Annotated in this window: 16 protein-coding genes; 5 read left to right on the plus strand and 11 right to left on the minus strand. The window is 60.4% G+C overall.

Annotation, left to right across the window (positions count from 1 at the left end; genetic code table 11):
* Nucleotides 1-89: 89 nt before the first annotated feature.
* Together HF257_RS15605 and HF257_RS15610 are read right to left on the minus strand one after the other, a co-directional pair.
* Nucleotides 90-2,159, minus strand: a complete 2,070-nt coding sequence (locus HF257_RS15605; protein ID WP_185707025.1) for a TonB-dependent receptor — start codon at nucleotides 2,157-2,159, stop codon at nucleotides 90-92.
* Nucleotides 2,160-2,259: 100 nt separating this feature from the next.
* Complete coding sequence (locus tag HF257_RS15610) at nucleotides 2,260-3,114, minus strand: AraC family transcriptional regulator (protein WP_185707190.1); 855 nt, start codon at nucleotides 3,112-3,114, stop codon at nucleotides 2,260-2,262.
* Between the two features lie 110 nt (nucleotides 3,115-3,224).
* Between HF257_RS15610 and HF257_RS15615 the strand changes: the two genes are divergently transcribed.
* Nucleotides 3,225-3,635, plus strand: a complete 411-nt coding sequence (locus HF257_RS15615) for a hypothetical protein (protein ID WP_185707027.1) — start codon at nucleotides 3,225-3,227, stop codon at nucleotides 3,633-3,635.
* 114 nt (nucleotides 3,636-3,749) lie between these two features.
* On the plus strand, nucleotides 3,750-4,658 hold the full coding sequence (gene glsB, locus HF257_RS15620) for a glutaminase B (protein WP_185707192.1): 909 nt from the start codon (nucleotides 3,750-3,752) through the stop codon (nucleotides 4,656-4,658).
* A 58-nt stretch (nucleotides 4,659-4,716) separates the two neighbouring features.
* Here the strand turns inward: glsB and HF257_RS15625 are convergent, their stop codons facing one another.
* Nucleotides 4,717-5,544 carry an SDR family oxidoreductase gene (locus HF257_RS15625; protein ID WP_185707029.1) on the minus strand — a complete coding sequence of 276 codons (828 nt, stop codon included), beginning with the start codon at nucleotides 5,542-5,544 and terminating at the stop codon, nucleotides 4,717-4,719.
* Between the two features lie 110 nt (nucleotides 5,545-5,654).
* On the opposite strand from HF257_RS15625, the gene HF257_RS15630 reads away from it, so the two are divergent.
* Nucleotides 5,655-6,560 (plus strand): LysR family transcriptional regulator, encoded by a 906-nt coding sequence (locus tag HF257_RS15630; RefSeq protein WP_185707032.1) that lies wholly within the window; start codon nucleotides 5,655-5,657, stop codon nucleotides 6,558-6,560.
* A 46-nt stretch (nucleotides 6,561-6,606) separates the two neighbouring features.
* Here the strand turns inward: HF257_RS15630 and HF257_RS15635 are convergent, their stop codons facing one another.
* From HF257_RS15635 to HF257_RS15655, 5 genes are all read right to left on the minus strand, one after another.
* Nucleotides 6,607-7,113, minus strand: coding sequence for a DUF6622 family protein (locus tag HF257_RS15635; protein ID WP_185707034.1), 507 nt, complete (start codon nucleotides 7,111-7,113; stop codon nucleotides 6,607-6,609).
* Nucleotides 7,114-7,288: 175 nt separating this feature from the next.
* On the minus strand, nucleotides 7,289-8,557 hold the full coding sequence (locus HF257_RS15640) for an NAD(P)/FAD-dependent oxidoreductase (protein ID WP_185707036.1): 1,269 nt from the start codon (nucleotides 8,555-8,557) through the stop codon (nucleotides 7,289-7,291).
* Entirely contained in the window at nucleotides 8,554-9,306 is a 753-nt protein-coding gene (locus HF257_RS15645; protein ID WP_185707038.1) for an amino acid ABC transporter ATP-binding protein, read from the minus strand. Before HF257_RS15645 ends, HF257_RS15640 begins: the two co-directional genes overlap by 4 nt.
* On the minus strand, nucleotides 9,303-9,971 hold the full coding sequence (locus HF257_RS15650) for an amino acid ABC transporter permease (RefSeq protein ID WP_185707040.1): 669 nt from the start codon (nucleotides 9,969-9,971) through the stop codon (nucleotides 9,303-9,305). Before HF257_RS15650 ends, HF257_RS15645 begins: the two co-directional genes overlap by 4 nt.
* A complete protein-coding gene (locus HF257_RS15655) occupies nucleotides 9,968-10,750 on the minus strand; it encodes an ABC transporter substrate-binding protein (RefSeq protein WP_185707042.1) in 783 nt (260 codons plus the stop codon). Before HF257_RS15655 ends, HF257_RS15650 begins: the two co-directional genes overlap by 4 nt.
* A gap of 216 nt (nucleotides 10,751-10,966) precedes the next feature.
* Between HF257_RS15655 and HF257_RS15660 the strand changes: the two genes are divergently transcribed.
* Entirely contained in the window at nucleotides 10,967-11,746 is a 780-nt protein-coding gene (locus tag HF257_RS15660; RefSeq protein WP_185707044.1) for an IclR family transcriptional regulator, read from the plus strand.
* 153 nt (nucleotides 11,747-11,899) lie between these two features.
* On the opposite strand, the gene HF257_RS15665 is transcribed toward HF257_RS15660, so the two are convergent.
* From HF257_RS15665 to HF257_RS15675, 3 genes are all read right to left on the minus strand, one after another.
* Nucleotides 11,900-12,139 (minus strand): DUF6124 family protein, encoded by a 240-nt coding sequence (locus tag HF257_RS15665; RefSeq protein WP_185707046.1) that lies wholly within the window; start codon nucleotides 12,137-12,139, stop codon nucleotides 11,900-11,902.
* Nucleotides 12,140-12,637: 498 nt separating this feature from the next.
* Nucleotides 12,638-13,882, minus strand: a complete 1,245-nt coding sequence (locus HF257_RS15670; RefSeq protein ID WP_185707048.1) for a saccharopine dehydrogenase family protein — start codon at nucleotides 13,880-13,882, stop codon at nucleotides 12,638-12,640.
* Nucleotides 13,883-13,910: 28 nt separating this feature from the next.
* Complete coding sequence (locus HF257_RS15675; protein ID WP_185707050.1) at nucleotides 13,911-15,008, minus strand: carboxynorspermidine decarboxylase; 1,098 nt, start codon at nucleotides 15,006-15,008, stop codon at nucleotides 13,911-13,913.
* Nucleotides 15,009-15,192: 184 nt separating this feature from the next.
* On the opposite strand from HF257_RS15675, the gene HF257_RS15680 reads away from it, so the two are divergent.
* Complete coding sequence (locus HF257_RS15680) at nucleotides 15,193-15,876, plus strand: DUF2268 domain-containing putative Zn-dependent protease (RefSeq protein ID WP_185707052.1); 684 nt, start codon at nucleotides 15,193-15,195, stop codon at nucleotides 15,874-15,876.
* The last annotated feature ends 48 nt before the right edge of the window (nucleotides 15,877-15,924 follow it).

Genomic DNA, 15,924 nt, shown 5'->3' on the forward strand with positions numbered 1-15,924 from the left:
GCTCGCGCTGCATATCACCCTGCGAGCCTTCAAGGTGGCTCGCAGGTTATTACGAGTAGTTCTTATTTGCAAGCTGGTGGCAATGGCCCTCAGAACTCCATCCCGACTCGCACGCCGAGTGTGCGTGGCTGGCCGGCGATGACCATGCCGTTGGACATGGCGCGGGTGAAGTAGGTGGTATCGCCGAGGTTCTTGCCGAACAAGCCGACGCTCCACTGGTTCAAGCGATAGTCGATGTTCGCGTCCCAAAGTGTGTAGGCCCCTTGGGAGACTGTGGCATTCGGGTAGAGAGAGGATGGCCCCTGGCGCGTCAGCCCGGTACCGATGCTGATGTGGTCGGTGGCCGCCCAATCCACCGACATGCCATAGCTGTGCTTGGGCGTGCTGGGGAACTGTTTGCCGGAGTAGTCCACCGTGCCACGGGTGTAGTCGTCGAACTGCGCTTCAAGCAGGGCGGCGTATGCATTCACTTGCACTGATGGCAGCGGGTGCACTGTGGCCGTCAGCTCAAGTCCCTTGTTGTGGGACTTGCCTGCGTTGCTGGTGGAGGTTTGGCCGCCGCCGTCTTCGACGATCACCTGTTGGTCGCGCAGGCGGGTGTAGAACACATCTGCGCCTATCTCCCACGTCTTGCTGGGCGCGCGGTAGCGGTAGCCCAGCTCGGCGTAGTTGCCGTACTCGGGATGGTAGGCATCGCCGGCCGCGCTGGCGGTGGTGGAGTAGGTATTGAAGCCCGAGGCCTTGTAGCCGCGCGCCAACACCAGGTAGGTGAAGTGCTGCTCGTTGGGGCTGTATTCCAGGCTGAAGCGCGGTAGGGCCACGGTCTCGTTGACTTTGCGGTTGTTGAAGGATTCGAGGCTAGAGAAGCTGGCGTCGGGTACGCCGTCGCCATCGCTGTCGAACAGACCGGCCTGGGTGCTGCTCCAATCCATGCTGCGACGGTTATGTTCCACGCGCAGACCCACTGCGGCGCGCCACTGGGGTTGGAAACGCCAGCCGAGCTCGCCAAAGGTGGCCACGGTGTCGCCTTCGACCTTGGCTTTGGTGGCGCTCAGGAAATACGGGCTGAGGTCGAAGGTGTAGGGCGCATTTCGCTGTACGTGGGACAGGAAACCGCCGACCAGCCAGTCGAACGTTCCGTTTTGGCCGTTCAGGCGCGCCTCGCCGGTGTATTGGCGGGTCTTCATGTCGTAACCGGCAGGGCCGCCAAGCAACGATTTGGGCAGCCAATAGTTCCACTCGGTCTGGTTAGCGCCAACGTTGACCACCAACTGCGTATCGTCGGCGAAGCGTTTGCGGTACTCGCCAGTGAGCAGGGTGTATTCGGTGTTGTTGGTGCCCGCGTCGGTGGCATTGGACTGGTATTTTTTCGCCAGGTCGCGGGTGGCAAAGTAATCGTTGTCGCCGTGGGTATTCATATGGTGCAGGCCCACGCGCCACTCGCCGCCATCGTCGTCCAGGTGCAGTAACTTGATGCGCCCGAAAGCGCTGTCCCACCCCGTGGTGTCATGGCGGCCAAGGGTGGAGTTGGCGATCATGCCGTCGTTTTTTTCACCGCCGACGGTAACGCGCACGGCGGTGTTTTCGGTGAGGGGCAGGTTACCAGTGACTTCGGCGCGCTGTTGGTTATGCGTGCCGTACTCCAGCTTGAGCTTACCGCCTGCAGTGAACTCCGGGTCGCGGGTACGCAGGGCCACGAGGCCGCCCATGCTGTTTTGCCCGTACAGCGTGTTTTGTGGGCCGCGCAGGATCTCGACCTGATCAATGTCATACAGTTGTCCCAGTACCAAGGCGTTCATCGGCACGCCGTCGATGTACACGCTGTTGCTGATGCTGTCGCCTTCATCGTCGGAAAACCCCAGGCCGCGAATGGTCAGCGACGGCGTGTGTTGCGTGAAGGTGCTGAAATACAGATTGGGTTGGCGCTGGGCGATATCGCCGAGGGTGTCGAGATGGCTGTCCTCGATTTTTTCGCCCTTGACCACGCTGACACTGTTGGTGGTTTTGAATTGCGGGGTGTCTTGTTTGGTGGCGGTAATGACGGTGGCGTCCAATTCGTCGATCGTCACGTCGGCCGCCAACACCGGTTGCATCAAGGGCAGGCTGCAGGAGATCAGTAGGGCGCCGCGTACGGCTTGGCAAAGGGAAGAACGTTCCATGGGGTCCACGCCTGAAGGAGAGTGGCGCAAATGATACGGTTTCTCATTGCGAGCACTACCCGATTCAGGTCGCAAAACCCCCGAATGCAGAGCAACGTTGTCAGGCGGTTGCCTCCTTCAACGCAATGGTTGCGGGTGACGCCAGGTTCAGTGCCCCTGCACGGTCTGCCAGGTAACGTGCCGGCGGCTGGCCCACCGCTTTGCGGAACATGGTGATAAACCCGCTGGCGTTTTCATAACCCAGGTCCAGCGCCACCCGTTGCACACTCTCACCCTTGGCCAGCCGTTGCAGTGACAGGATCACATGCAACTGCCGGCGCCAGCGCCCAAAACTCAGGCCCAATTCTTCCAGCAACAGGCGGGTCATGCTGCGCTCGCTCATGCCGATGCGCACCGCCCATTGGCTGAGGGTGGCTTTATCCGTCGGGTCGGCCAGCAGGCTGTCGGCCAGGCGCCGCAGCCTCGCGTCTTGCGGCATGGGCAAGTGCAACGCTTCGATGGGCGCAGCGGCCAGTTCATCCAGCAGCGTGTAGATCAGGCGACCTTGTGCGCCATGCTCTTCATACAGCAGCGGGAAGCTCACCGCTTTGCTGATCAGCTCATGCAGCAATCCCGACACCGCCAGGGTGCAGCATTGAGGGGGCAGGGCGCTGGCGGCGTCGGGATCAATCAGCAGGCAATACACCTCCGCCTCCCCGGAGCCGCGCGCCGCATGGGCCGTGCCGCCGGGAATCCACAGTGCGCACTGCGGCGGCACAATCCAGATGCCGGCCTCGATTTCACAGTGGATGACCCCGCGCAGGGTGTACATCAGTTGGCCCTTGCGATGGGCGTGGGGCGTGTGCTCCCAGGTGTCCGAGGTGCTGCTGGCGCCTACGGCCACCACGGCGCGCGGAAACACATCGGCATCCTTGGCCATAAGCGGGTCGTGCAGATCAAGGCGGTGGTGCTTCATGGCGGCGTTCGCAACTTGGCTGAATTGCGAAATAGTCTGGCTATTTTGTGCAATGCCGTCCAGTGGCTGGGTCACTATAGTGAGATCCACTCTCAACAAGGAGCTCTGCCATGCGACTCGACAGTTCAACTTTTCCTGTGGTGAAAATCGTCTTCGACGCCCCGAACGAAGGTGGCGCGGAGGATGCTTTCCGGGTGTTTGAAAACCTGCTGGCGCGCCAGCAAGCGTTCCTGCTGCTGCATGAAAAAGGCGTGGATGAAAACAACCACGAGCACTCTCATGAAGAGCGCAAGCAAGCGTCGATCTGGATGAAGAAGAACAAGCAGGCACTGCGAACCTACGTCCGCGGCATGATCCAGGTGGAACCCAGTGCGGCGCAGCGCCTGGCGCTCAAGCCGTTTGCCGAGATGTTTGGCAAGGCCTGGGGTTATCCATTGCTGGTGGTGGAGTCCAGAGACCGCGCCTGGGCGCTGGCGCGGGATGTGCTGGATGAGCAGGTGTCGGATGTGGCGCAGTTCTGAGCAGTGCTGTTAACCCTTGTGGGAGCAGGCTCCCACATTGGGATTACGGCGCCTATTGAAGTATGCTCCGCGCCCCGCTTATTACCCATTCAAAACCACATGACCGGACAAGACATGCAGGCGCTGCTGGAGTCGATCCTTGACGAAGTTCGTCCACTGATCGGCCTCGGCAAAGTCGCCGATTACATCCCCGCATTGGCCGACGTGCCCGCCAACCAATTGGGTATCGCGGTTTATGGCAATGACGGCTCCGCCTACTGTGCAGGCGACGCCGATACGCTGTTCTCGGTGCAGAGCATTTCCAAGGTGTTCAGCCTGGTGCAGGCCATCGACCACGGTGGCGAAAGCATCTGGGAGCGCCTGGGCCATGAGCCTTCGGGGCAACCCTTCAACTCGCTGGTGCAACTGGAGTTCGAACGCGGCCGCCCGCGTAATCCCTTCATCAACGCCGGTGCGCTGGTGATCTGCGACATCAACCAATCGCGCTTTGCCGTGCCGATCCTGTCGATGCGCGATTTTGTGCGGCGCCTGTCGGGTAACCCGCAGATCCTGGTCAACAGCATCGTCGCCGAATCGGAAGCCCAACACGGGGCGCGCAATGCAGCCATGGCCTACCTGATGAAATCCTTCGGCAATTTCCACAACGACGTGGACGCGGTGCTGCACAGCTACTTCAACTACTGCGCGCTGCAGATGAGTTGCCTGGATTTGGCCAAGGCGTTCAGCTTCCTGGCCAACGAAGGCGTGAGTGCCCACAGCGGCGAGCAGATCCTGACGGCGCGCCAGACCAAGCAGGTCAACTCGATCATGGCCACCAGCGGGCTGTATGACGAGGCGGGCAACTTTGCGTATCGCGTAGGGCTGCCGGGCAAGAGCGGTGTGGGCGGCGGGATCGTCGCGGTGGTGCCGGGGCAATTTACGGTGTGCGTGTGGTCGCCGGAATTGAATGCGGCGGGGAATTCGCTGGCGGGGATCAAGGCGTTGGAGTTGTTGTGTGAGCGGATTGGGTGGTCGGTGTTTTGACGGGCCGGGGATTTAGGGATCACGCCCTAAATCCCCTGGAGATCCACCCCGTCGTTGATCAGTCCATCTCCGTACTCAGCGCTACCGCTTGCTGGCGCTCCAGCGCCGCCAAGCGTTCAGTCAACGCTGCATGCACGCGCTCGTAGGCGCCGCTGCCCAGCAGCAAACGCTTGGGCGCCGGGCTTGCTGCGGCCACGTCCAGCATGGCCTTGGCCATTTTCACCGGGTCGCCTGTCATCGCAAACTCGCCACTGGCCACGGCTCTGCGCACATCGCCGGCAGGCGTGTGCTCATACGCGGCCATGGGGGGAGGGCTGACCAGTGCGGCACCAAAGTTGGTGTGCGTTGGGCCGGGCTCCACCAGTGTGAACTCGATGTCGAACGGCGCCACCTCTTGGGCGACGGACTCGACAAACCCTTCAATCGCCCATTTGCTCGTGTGATACAGGCTGAAATTCGGATAAGCCAACTGCCCGCCCTCCGATGAAACCTGCAGCACCCGGCCACCGCCTTGTTCACGCAGGAACGGCAAGCACGCACGGATCACCTGGATCGAACCCACCAGGTTGGTGTGCAGCTGTTGGTCGATCTGTTCGTCGCTGACTTCCTCTGCCGCGCCAAACAACGCATAGCCTGCGCAGCTGACGACGACATCAATACGCCCCAGCTCGGTGAAGGCTTGCTCGATTACGCGCCGGATCGCCGGTGTGTCGGTCACATCCAGTTGCGCCAACCAGAGCTGGCCGGGGTAACGGGCCTTCAGTTCGTCCAGGGCCTCGGGTTTGCGCAAGGTCGCGGCCACGCGGTCGCCGCGTTCAAGCAATTGTTCTACTAGGGCTTTGCCGATGCCCGAAGAGCTGCCGGTGACTAGCCAGGTGGTGTTCATGGATAAATGCCTCTGCGAGCCGCCGGGGTGGCGAACACTGCACACACCGTACTCCGTGAATACTGCTGCTACTATCGGTTCAATTCCGCATGAATCAGTGAAAATTACCCATGAATAAAGCGCCGCTGTCCCTCGCCGAACTCAATGCCTTGACGCTGATTGTGACCCATCGCAGCTTTCGCAAAGCCGCCGATGAACTGGGGCTGTCGGCTTCGACGTTGAGCCACATGATGCGCACGCTTGAGGCAAACCTGGGGGTGCGTCTGCTCAACCGTACCACCCGCAGCGTGGCACCGACGTCGGCGGGCGAGCGTTTGGTGACGCGCATGGCGCCGTTGTTGCGCGAGTTCGAACTGGCGCTGGAAGAGGTCAACGCGTTCCGTGACTTGCCCAGCGGCAGCCTGCGCATCAGTGCGAGCGAACCGGCAGCGCGGATATTGATGGAGGCAATACTGCCGCAATTCCTGGCGCGCTTTCCCCAAATGAGCGTCGACCTGGTCACCGATGGCCGCCTGGTGGATATCGTCGCCGAAGGCTTCGATGCCGGCATTCGCTTGGGCGAGTCAGTGCCCCAAGACATGGTCGCGGTGGCGTTGGGGCCACCGATGCGCTTTATCACCGTAGCGTCGCCGGGTTATCTGGAACAACATCCTGCCCCGTCGACGCCGGACGATTTACAGCGGCACCGCTGCATTGCTTTTCGCATGCCCAGCGGTAAGCCCTACCGCTGGGAGTTCGAAAAATACGGGCAGGCGCTGACAGTGAATACCTCGGGAAACCTCACGCTGGATAACGTCGAAATCATGGCGGACGCTGCCGTACGTGGTCTGGGTATCGCCTACGTTCCGGAGCACACCGTGGCGCAGCACATGAAGGCCAAGCGGTTGGTCAGTGTGCTGGAGGATTGGTGCCCTCCGGGGCCGGGGTTGTTTCTGTACTACCCGGGGCACCGTCATGTGCCTGTTGGGTTGCGCGCGTTTATTGAGGTGGTCCGGGAGATCGCCGATGTTGGGTGACCTTACCGTTGTGCGGTCTGGCGGGAGCCAGCGCCTACGCTGCCAGTCATACCAAACCAGCGGACAGGCGCATTGAACGAATCACCCGCCAGCAGCCCCAGCCACGCAACGCAAAATAGCCACTCCAGGCTCCGAGCACCCAGGCTACCGTCATCTGTACTGGCCACTGCTCAAGTATCGGAGCGTGCATGGCATGCGCCACACCCAGCGTGTAGCGGGTAAGGAAAATGCCCAGGATAACCAGCAAAGGCACCCAACTGCCCTGCACCAGCAGGCGACTATCGTAAGCGTTGCCGGTTACAAAACTTGGGCTCATCAACCGGGAAAGCAGGGTAGCGCTGACGGCGACGCCGAGCATCCAGCACGCAAGCCCTGCGAGCCAAAGGCTGGTGTACTGCAGCACGCCAGCCACGGACAGGATCAGCATGCCGACGGGCAGCAACAGCGCGAGTGCAGGGCGTACGCGGCGAGTACGGGCTTGCAGTACACCAAAGAGGCACAGGCCGATGAACAGTGCGAATACCCAGTAGGGCGTGTGGGTGATGTAGACCAATTGGGGTCTCGTCCTTGAGAACTGAAGGTCCGCATTCTGCGTCAGGTTATGTGACGAAATGATGAGTGTGTGAGCGAGATTGGCTGTGTACCTGTTTCCCGCGTCTGGCACCGTCCGAAGGTGGGAGCGGGCTTGCCCGCTCCCTCATTGTTTTGTGGTGTTTGTAGGGGGGAGATCAGCTCACGTTGAGTCGATCCAACAGGCTATACCACGCCACCCCCGCGCCGATGTAAAAGCGCTGCAATCCATGCATCGGCAGACGCTGCAATGGTGTGACCGGGTAGGCGAAGTCGGCCTCTCTGTCGCACAACCGCCCAGCCAGTTGCTGGCCCAGGCTGGTACACAACGCGATACCACGACCATTGCAACCCAATGCCAACGTAAGCCCCGGCGCCGGCTCATGCACGTGGGGCATGAAGTCCCGCGTGATCGCGATGCGCCCGGCCCAGCGGTACTCAAATTCCAACGGGCCCAGTTGGGGAAACAGCAGCGCCAACGATCGTTCGAGATGGGCGAAGTCCGCAGGCGCAGTGGGGTCGTTGAACAGCCCGCGCCCGCCCATCAACAAACGGCCGTGGCTGTCTTTACGAAAATACAGCAGCAGGCGCTGTGCGGTGGAAACGGTTTCCCGGCCCGGCAAAATGCTCTCGGCGGCGCGCCCACTCAAAGGCTTGGTCGCGACGATAAAACTGTTGGCTGCCAGGATGCTCTGGGCCATGCCCGGCCACAGGTTGCCGCTGTAGCCATTGGTGGCCAACACTACTTGATCAGCACTCACATGCGCGCCATTTGCGGTCGTCAGTTGCCAGCCCGAATTCTGGCGCTGCAACCCGGTCACCGCACTTTGCCCATGAATCCGCACGCCCGCTGCCAACGCCGCAGCCACCAGCCCACGGGCATACGCCAACGGTTGAATCGCCCCGGCACGGCCATCCAGCCAGCCACCGGCAAACGCAGAGCTGCCCATGCGCGAGGCCACCGCATCAGCATCCAGTCGTTGCACGGGAACGCCGCGCCGGGCCCACTGCTCGGCGCGCGCGTGCAGCCCGGCCACGCCTTTTTCGGTGTACGACACCTGCATCCAACCCTTGCGCACCGGTGCGCAATCGATGCGGTGGCGTTCGATCAAGTTGAACACCAGGTCCGCCGAATTCGACACTGTCGAGATCAACGGTTCGGCACGCTGCGGCCCATACATCTGCATCAGTTGCTGCGGGTCATATTTGAGTGTCGGATTGACTTGCCCACCATTGCGCCCGGACGCGCCCCAGCCCGGCTCATTCGCTTCCAATACGCACACGCTCACGCCGCGCTCGGCCAAGTGCAGCGCCGTCGATAAACCGGTATAGCCGGCGCCGACAATTGCCACGTCCACTTTCACCGATTCCCGCAGCGCAGGTGTTGGCACCGCTGCCGTTGCGGTAGCCGACCATAACGACTTCATGACAGGCTCCGCGTATCGCCAGTAGGGTGCAGCACGCGCCTCAGGAAATCCTGGGTGCGCGGTTGCTGTGGGTTGCCCAGCACTTGCTCGGCCGGGCCGCTTTCGACGATGTAGCCCCCGTGCAGGAAGCACACGCGATCGGCGACCTCGCGTGCAAAGCCCATTTCGTGGGTGACCACGATCATGGTCATGCCCTCGTCGGCGAGGGTGCGCATCACCGCCAGCACGTCGCCCACCAGCTCGGGGTCGAGGGCCGAGGTGGGTTCATCGAACAACATGGCCTCGGGTTTCATCGCCAGGGCTCGGGCGATGGCCACGCGTTGCTGTTGGCCGCCGGAGAGTTGTTCGGGGTAGGCATCGGCCTTGGCGCTCAGGCCGACTTTTTCCAGCAGCACTAACGCTTCTTCGCGCGCCTGTTTCGCCGGCTCGCCTTTGACGTACACCGGGCCCTCCATCACGTTTTCCAGCACCGTACGGTGCGGGAACAAGTTGAAGCGCTGGAACACCATGCCCATGCGGCTGCGCAGGGCGTGCACGGTCTTGCCGGCGCGTTGTACGGTTTCGCCGAAGACGGTGATGGTGCCGCCGTCGTAGGCTTCCAGCGCATTGATGCAGCGCAGCAGCGTGGATTTGCCGGAGCCCGACGGGCCGATCAGGCACACCACTTCGCCCTTGGCCACGTCCAGGTCGGCGCCGTGCAGCACGCGGTGGCTGCCGTAATGTTTTTGCAGTTGGCGGATCTCGATCATGCTTTTTTCCTCCGGCCCAGGTGTTGTTCCATACGGCGCAGGCCATACACCAGCGGCAGGCTCATCAGCAGGTAGAGCAGGGCGACCAGGGTGTAGACGGTCATGTTCTGAAAGGTCGACGAGGCAATCAGCTGGCCCTGGCGGGTCATCTCCGCCACGGTGATGGTGGACACCAAGGAGGAGTCCTTGAGCATCATCACCAGCGTGTTGCCGTAGGGCGGCAAGGCGATGCGAAACGCTTGCGGCAGAATCACCCGGCGCATCATCAGCACTGAGCGCATGCCCAGCGCCTCGGCGGCTTCGCGCTGGCCCTGTTCCACGGCGATGATGCCAGTGCGAAAGTTCTCGGCCTGGTACGCCGAGTAGGCGATGCCCATGCCGATCACACCGGCATAGAACGCGGTGAGGTGCACGCCCATGTCCGGCAGCACGAAGTAGATGTAGAACAGCTGCACGATGATCGGCAGGCCACGGATCACGTTGATGATGGTGCTGGCGGCCCACGACAGCGCACGGATCGGCGACAGTTTAAGCAGTGCCAGCACCAGGCCGATGGCGCTGCTGAGCAGGAACGACAGCACGGTTATCTGGATCGTCACCCACGCGCCTTGCAGCAGGATCGGCAAGAAATCCTGGGCGTTTTGCAGGAATTCGGCCAGGTTCATGGACGCACCTGGGTATCAAGTCCCCACTTCTTGAGGATAGTATCCAGCGTGCCGTCGGCCTTGATGCTGGCGATGGCGCCGTTCAAGCGCTCCAGGGTTTGCGCATCGCCCTTGCGCACCACCAGGCACACTTCGCCGACATTGGTGGGCTTGTAGTCGGTGGCCAGTTTCACGCCTTTGAACAGCTTCTGGCGGATCTGGTAGGCGACCACTGGCTGGTCACCTACGGCCGCCTTTATACGGCCCAGGGACAGGTCGCGGACCATCTCGCCGATGGAGTCGTAGGTGCGGATCTCCTTGAAGATGCCGAGCTTGTTCAGTTGGTCGTAGAACACCGTGCCGGCTTGCACACCGACAATTTGATCCTTGAGCGGCGTCAAGTCCGGGTAGGCCGCGTTGTCGTCGGCATTGACGATCAGGCCTTCACCGTAGGCGTACACCGGGGCGCTAAAGTCGACGACCTTGGTGCGCTCCTCGGTCTTGAGCATGCCAGCGGAAATGAAGTCGAGCTTGCCGGAGGTGAGGGAGGGGATCAGTGCGGCGAAGTTGGTCTGTTCGATCTGGCTGGTGAAGCCGCCAGCCTTGCCCACGGCCTCGGCCACATCGACCATCACGCCTTGAATGCTGTTGCTCTTGATGTCGAGGAAGGTAAACGGCGAACCACTGGCCGTTGCACCGACTTTGTACGAGGACGCACTTTCTGCGTGCACGGCGCTGGCGCAGAGCGTGGCGCAAACTGCAAAGGCGAGGCGGCGAAACAAGGGCGAAAGACTGTTCATCGGGTTACTCCAGAATGAAAACGGATCGTCAGTACCGCAAGCGGCTGGTGATGAAATCGCAAGCTCTGTGCCATTTCGATTGAACAAAATCGTATATCGCTATAGAAAATCAATAAAATGAAGTGTTCGTATCGATATGCGATATTTTGTGGTCTATTTTTGCGATTTGAGGTAGAAATATCGCCACGCCTGAACGATCAAACCCGCGAGTTCGCCATGTCCGAAGAACGCAACAGTTTGCACAACCAATCCCTGGAAAAAGGCCTGTCGGTACTCAAGGCATTTAGCGCACAGCGCCGCAGCATGAGCCTTGCAGAGGTGGCCGAGGCTGCCGGCATGACCAAAAGCTCTGCCCAGCGCATGGTATTTACCCTCGAAAGCCTGGGTTACCTTCGGAAACACTCGCGCACCCGTCATTACCAACTCACACCCCGGGTGTTGGAGTTGGGCTTCAGTTACCTGGATGCGCATTCGTTGATCGAGGTGGCCAACCCGTTTTTGTCGGAGTTGACGCGGTTGACGGGGGAGACGTCGTGTCTCACTGAGCCTGCGGGCTACGACATGACCTATATCGCACGGTTCGTCAGCGCAGGTTTTGTGCCGGTGCATATGCCGATCGGCTCGCGGGTGCCGATGTATTGCACCGCATCTGGCAGGGCGTATTTGAGCGCGTTGCCGCAGGAGGAGGCGTTGGTGTTGATTGAGAACAGCCAGCGCATAGCCCACACCAGCCAGACGCTGACGGACGTCGAGCAGATTCTGGAGTCGCTGCAACAGGTGCGCGAACAGGGCTACGCGGTGAATGGCCAGGAGTTGTTCCTGGGTGATATGACCATTGGCGCGCCGGTGTTGGGTGCGAACGGGCGGCCGGTGGCGGCGGTGCATGTGGTGGCGCCGACCAGCCGGTGGAGCAGGGCGGATGCCGAGAAGCAATTGGCGCCGGCGTTGTTGCAGTGTTCGAGGGCGTTGAGTAATTCGGCGCGGAACTTGGAATAACGCGATATTTCAAATTCACTAGAGATCCCCTGTGGGAGCAGCTTGCTCGCGAATGCGGTGGGTCAGCCAGCCTATTCAATACTGACCCACCGCTTTCGCGAGCAAGCCCGCTCCCACATTTTGTACTTCATTGGTTTCGAGAGTGTTGTTGGGTCAGGCCACCGGATGAGCCTGATCCAATGCTTTGTCTACCAACAATTGCACACCTTCAAGCATGCGGCAGATACCCAGCGCCACATTGCGCTGAGCACCCTCGACTTCAAAGGCGAGATGGGCGGCGATGTCGTTGAGGCAGGCCAGGTCTTGCGAGGCATTGGCCAGCAGAGCTTCGGTGTCCAGGTTGGGGTGGAGGGTGAAGGGGGTGGTTGGGGGATTTGGACTGTCTTTGATCATGGTGGCATTCCTAAGATTAGTGGAGCTGCCAGCGTTCGCGGTCAAGCGAAGAGGGTGGCAGCTGTACGCGGGTTGACCGACCGGCAATCAAAGGAAATCCGGCATACCCGAAGGTATCCCGCGTACAGCCGCCGCAACACGATACCTCAGGCATAAAAAAAACGCCTGAAATAGGTTTTGGCGCAACAGTACTTCAATTAATCGGACGGTCAAATCCGGTCGCTGAATGAGTAGCGACGGCGAAGAGGTTAGCCAGCGAAGTTCCCAGGGACAAGCTGAAAGCCTTGTGGGAAATCTCTGAGCACGACAATGACCCCTGTGGGAGCGGGCTTGCTCGCGAAAGCGGTGGGTCAGAAAAGAATAGGCTGACTGACACACCGCATTCGCGAGCAAGCCCGCTCCCACATTTGGAATTTCATTGAGTTTGAGATGTGTGTTTTCCCAAACAAAAAATGCGCCCCTTGGGGCGCATTTTTTTGTTCGGTCCGCTATCGCCTATCAGGCAATAGCATCCCAGGCACGATCACCGTGCTCGTCCTTGATACGCGTCGGTAAACCCATCACGTCCAGTGCCTTCAGGAACGGCTCAGCCGGCAGTTCCTCGACGTTGGCCATGCGTTGCACGTCCCACTCGCCACGGGCCACCAGCAGCGCAGCGGCGACGGGTGGCACACCTGCGGTGTAGGAGATGCCCTGGCTGTCGGTTTCAGCGAACGCTTCTTCGTGATCAGCCACGTTGTAGATGAACACCTCACGCGGCTGGCCGTCCTTGGTGCCTTTGACCAGGTCGCCGATGCAGGTTTTGCCGGTGTAGCCAGGGGCAAGCGAAGACGGGTCGGGCAGCACGGCCTTGACCAGTTTCAATGGCACCACTTCCAGGCCTTCGGCGGTGGTGACCGGCTTTTCGGAGAGCAAACCGAGTTTGTTCAGTACGGTGAACACGTTGATGTAGTGTTCGCCGAAGCTCATCCAGAAACGCACGTTGGGCACGTCGAGGTTTTTCGACAGCGAGTGCACTTCATCGTGGCCGGTCAGGTACAGGTTCTGCGAACCGACAACCGGGAGGTCGTCGGTGCGTTTGACTTCGAACATGGTGTTGCTGGTCCACTGGCTGTTCTGCCAGCTCCACACCTGTCCGGTGAACTCGCGGAAGTTGATTTCCGGGTCGAAATTGGTGGCGAAGTATTTGCCGTGGGAGCCGGCATTGACGTCGAGAATGTCGATCGAATCAATGCGGTCGAAATGCTGTTGCTGCGCCAGCGCGGCATACGCGTTGACGACACCCGGGTCGAAGCCCACGCCAAGAATGGCGGTGATGTTCTTCTGTTTGCACTCTTCCAGGTGGTTCCACTCGTAGTTGCCGTACCACGGCGGGGTCTCGCAGACCTTGCCCGGCTCTTCGTGGATAGCGGTGTCGAGGTACGCCACGCCCGTGTCGATGCAGGCACGCAAGACCGACATGTTGAGGAACGAGGAACCGACGTTGATGACGATCTGCGATTCGGTCTCGCGGATCAGGGCCTTGGTCGCTTCCACGTCCAGGGCGTTCAGCGCGAAGGCTTTGATGTCCGCAGGTACCTTGAGGCTACCCTTGGCCTTGACGCTGTCGATGATGGCCTGGCATTTGGAGATGTTGCGCGACGCGATAGCAATACGACCGAGTTCGTCGTTGTGCTGCGCGCACTTGTGGGCCACCACCTTGGCGACACCTCCTGCACCAATGATAAGAACGTTCTTTTTCAATTGCTTTATCTCTCCTTTATCCGCCAGCTTACGAAAGGCTGGACAGGTAGTCGTCGTAACCAAATTCCCGAACCACCTCGACTGTACCGTCGAGTTGTTTCACTACGATGGACGGCATTTTCAGGCCGTTGAACCAGTTTTTCTTGACCATGGTGTAGCCCGCGGTGTCGATGAACGACAGCCGATCGCCGATGGCCAGCGGACGATCAAATTGATACTCGCCGAAGATGTCCCCGGCCAGGCAGGATTTGCCGCACACCATGACGGTGTGTTCGCCATCGCTCGGCGCCAGCTTGGCGTTGAGGCGATAGATCAGCAGGTCCAGCAGGTGGGCTTCGATGGAGCTATCTACCACGGCGAGGTTCTTGCCGTTGTAGAGCGTGTCGAGCACGGTAACTTCCAGGGAGGCGCTGTTGGTGATCGCCGCTTCGCCGGGTTCCAGGTACACCTGCACGCCGTACGTCTCGGAGAACGCCTTCAAGCGGGCGCAGAACGCGTCCACCGCATAGTCTTCACCGGTGAAGTGGATGCCGCCGCCGAGGCTGACCCACTCGACCTTGTGCAGCAGCGCACCGAAGCGTTCTTCGATGGTGCCAAGCATCTTGTCGAACAGGCTGAAATCGCCGTTCTCGCAGTTGTTGTGGAACATGAAACCGCTGATCTGGTCGATCACGCCTTCGATCTTCACCGGGTCCCATTCGCCCAGGCGACTGAACGGACGCGCCGGGTCGGCCAGCAGGTAGTCGGAGCTGCTCACCTGAGGGTTCACGCGCAGGCCACGGGTCTTGCCTTCGGAACGCTCGGCAAAGCGCTGCAGCTGGCTGATGGAGTTGAAGATGATCTTGTCGCAGTTATCCAGCATCTCTTCGATTTCATCGTCGGCCCAGGCCACGCTGTAGGCGTGTGCTTCACCTTCGAACTTCTGGCGACCCAGCTTCAATTCATACAGCGACGACGAGGTGGTGCCGTCCATGTATTGCTGCATCAGGTCGAACACCGACCAGGTGGCAAAGCACTTGAGCGCCAGCAGGGCCTTGGCGCCGGACTGCTCGCGCACGTAAGCAATCTTCTGCATGTTGACCAGAAGCTTCTGTTTATCGATGAGGTAGTACGGCGTTTTGATCATTTTTGAGAGCCTGCGGCGGTGCCTGCCAAAAAAGGACACGCATTGTGCCCGCACTTGGATCGAATCGAAAGGTTCGTGGGCGGATTTTGCTGCCCGCTATTAATTTGGCCTGCCAACATGACAGCCCGTCAGTATCATGGGCCGCTCTGATGACGGAACCTGGATGAGGCGACGAGAGGTGGCAATGGACGCATGGACACTGCATTGGCTTGAGGCTTCGGGCTCGCTGGCTGAGTTTCGCGAGGCGTTGGTTGCTGAGTTTGAGACAGCCCATAAGGCAATTTCCCGCTGGATGCCAGCGCCGTTGCTGGATGTGCTGGTCCAGCGATTGCCCGGCGAAACTATCGCGGAATTGGGGTTGGTGGGGCGTGCTTATCGCAGCACGATGTTTTCCATGACCCTGGACCCTGGCAACCCCAATTTTGCCGCCAGCCTCAAGGACGGCGCGGTGCATCGGCATATCGTGCATGAGGTGCATCACTGCCTGCGCATGGCGGGTCCTGGTTATGGCTGGAGCCTGGGCGAAGCACTGATCAGCGAAGGCCTGGCCGGGCAGTTTGTGCGGCACGTGCTGGGCAGCGAACCGGAGCCGTGGGAGCGGGCGCTGAGTCTGGATGAGTTGCGCGCTGCGCCGGTTGATCTCAGTGAGCTTGAGGCTACGTACTACGATCACAGCGCCTGGTTTTTTGGCACGGGTGATAAACCCAGGTGGCTCGGGTATGCACTGGGGTATCAGATGGTGGAGTGTTGGTTGAACTCGGTTGGGGAGGTGGACGCCGATACCTGGGCGAACGTTCCAGCCAGCGATATTTTGGCGGTTGCAGCCGAGCATGGCTTGGTGACGGATAGGCTCGGCAACGACCAGTAACTCTCCACGGACATGCACCTGGCCAATGTGTGTATCGGACTGGGTGCC

Source organism: Pseudomonas cremoris, assembly GCF_014230465.1.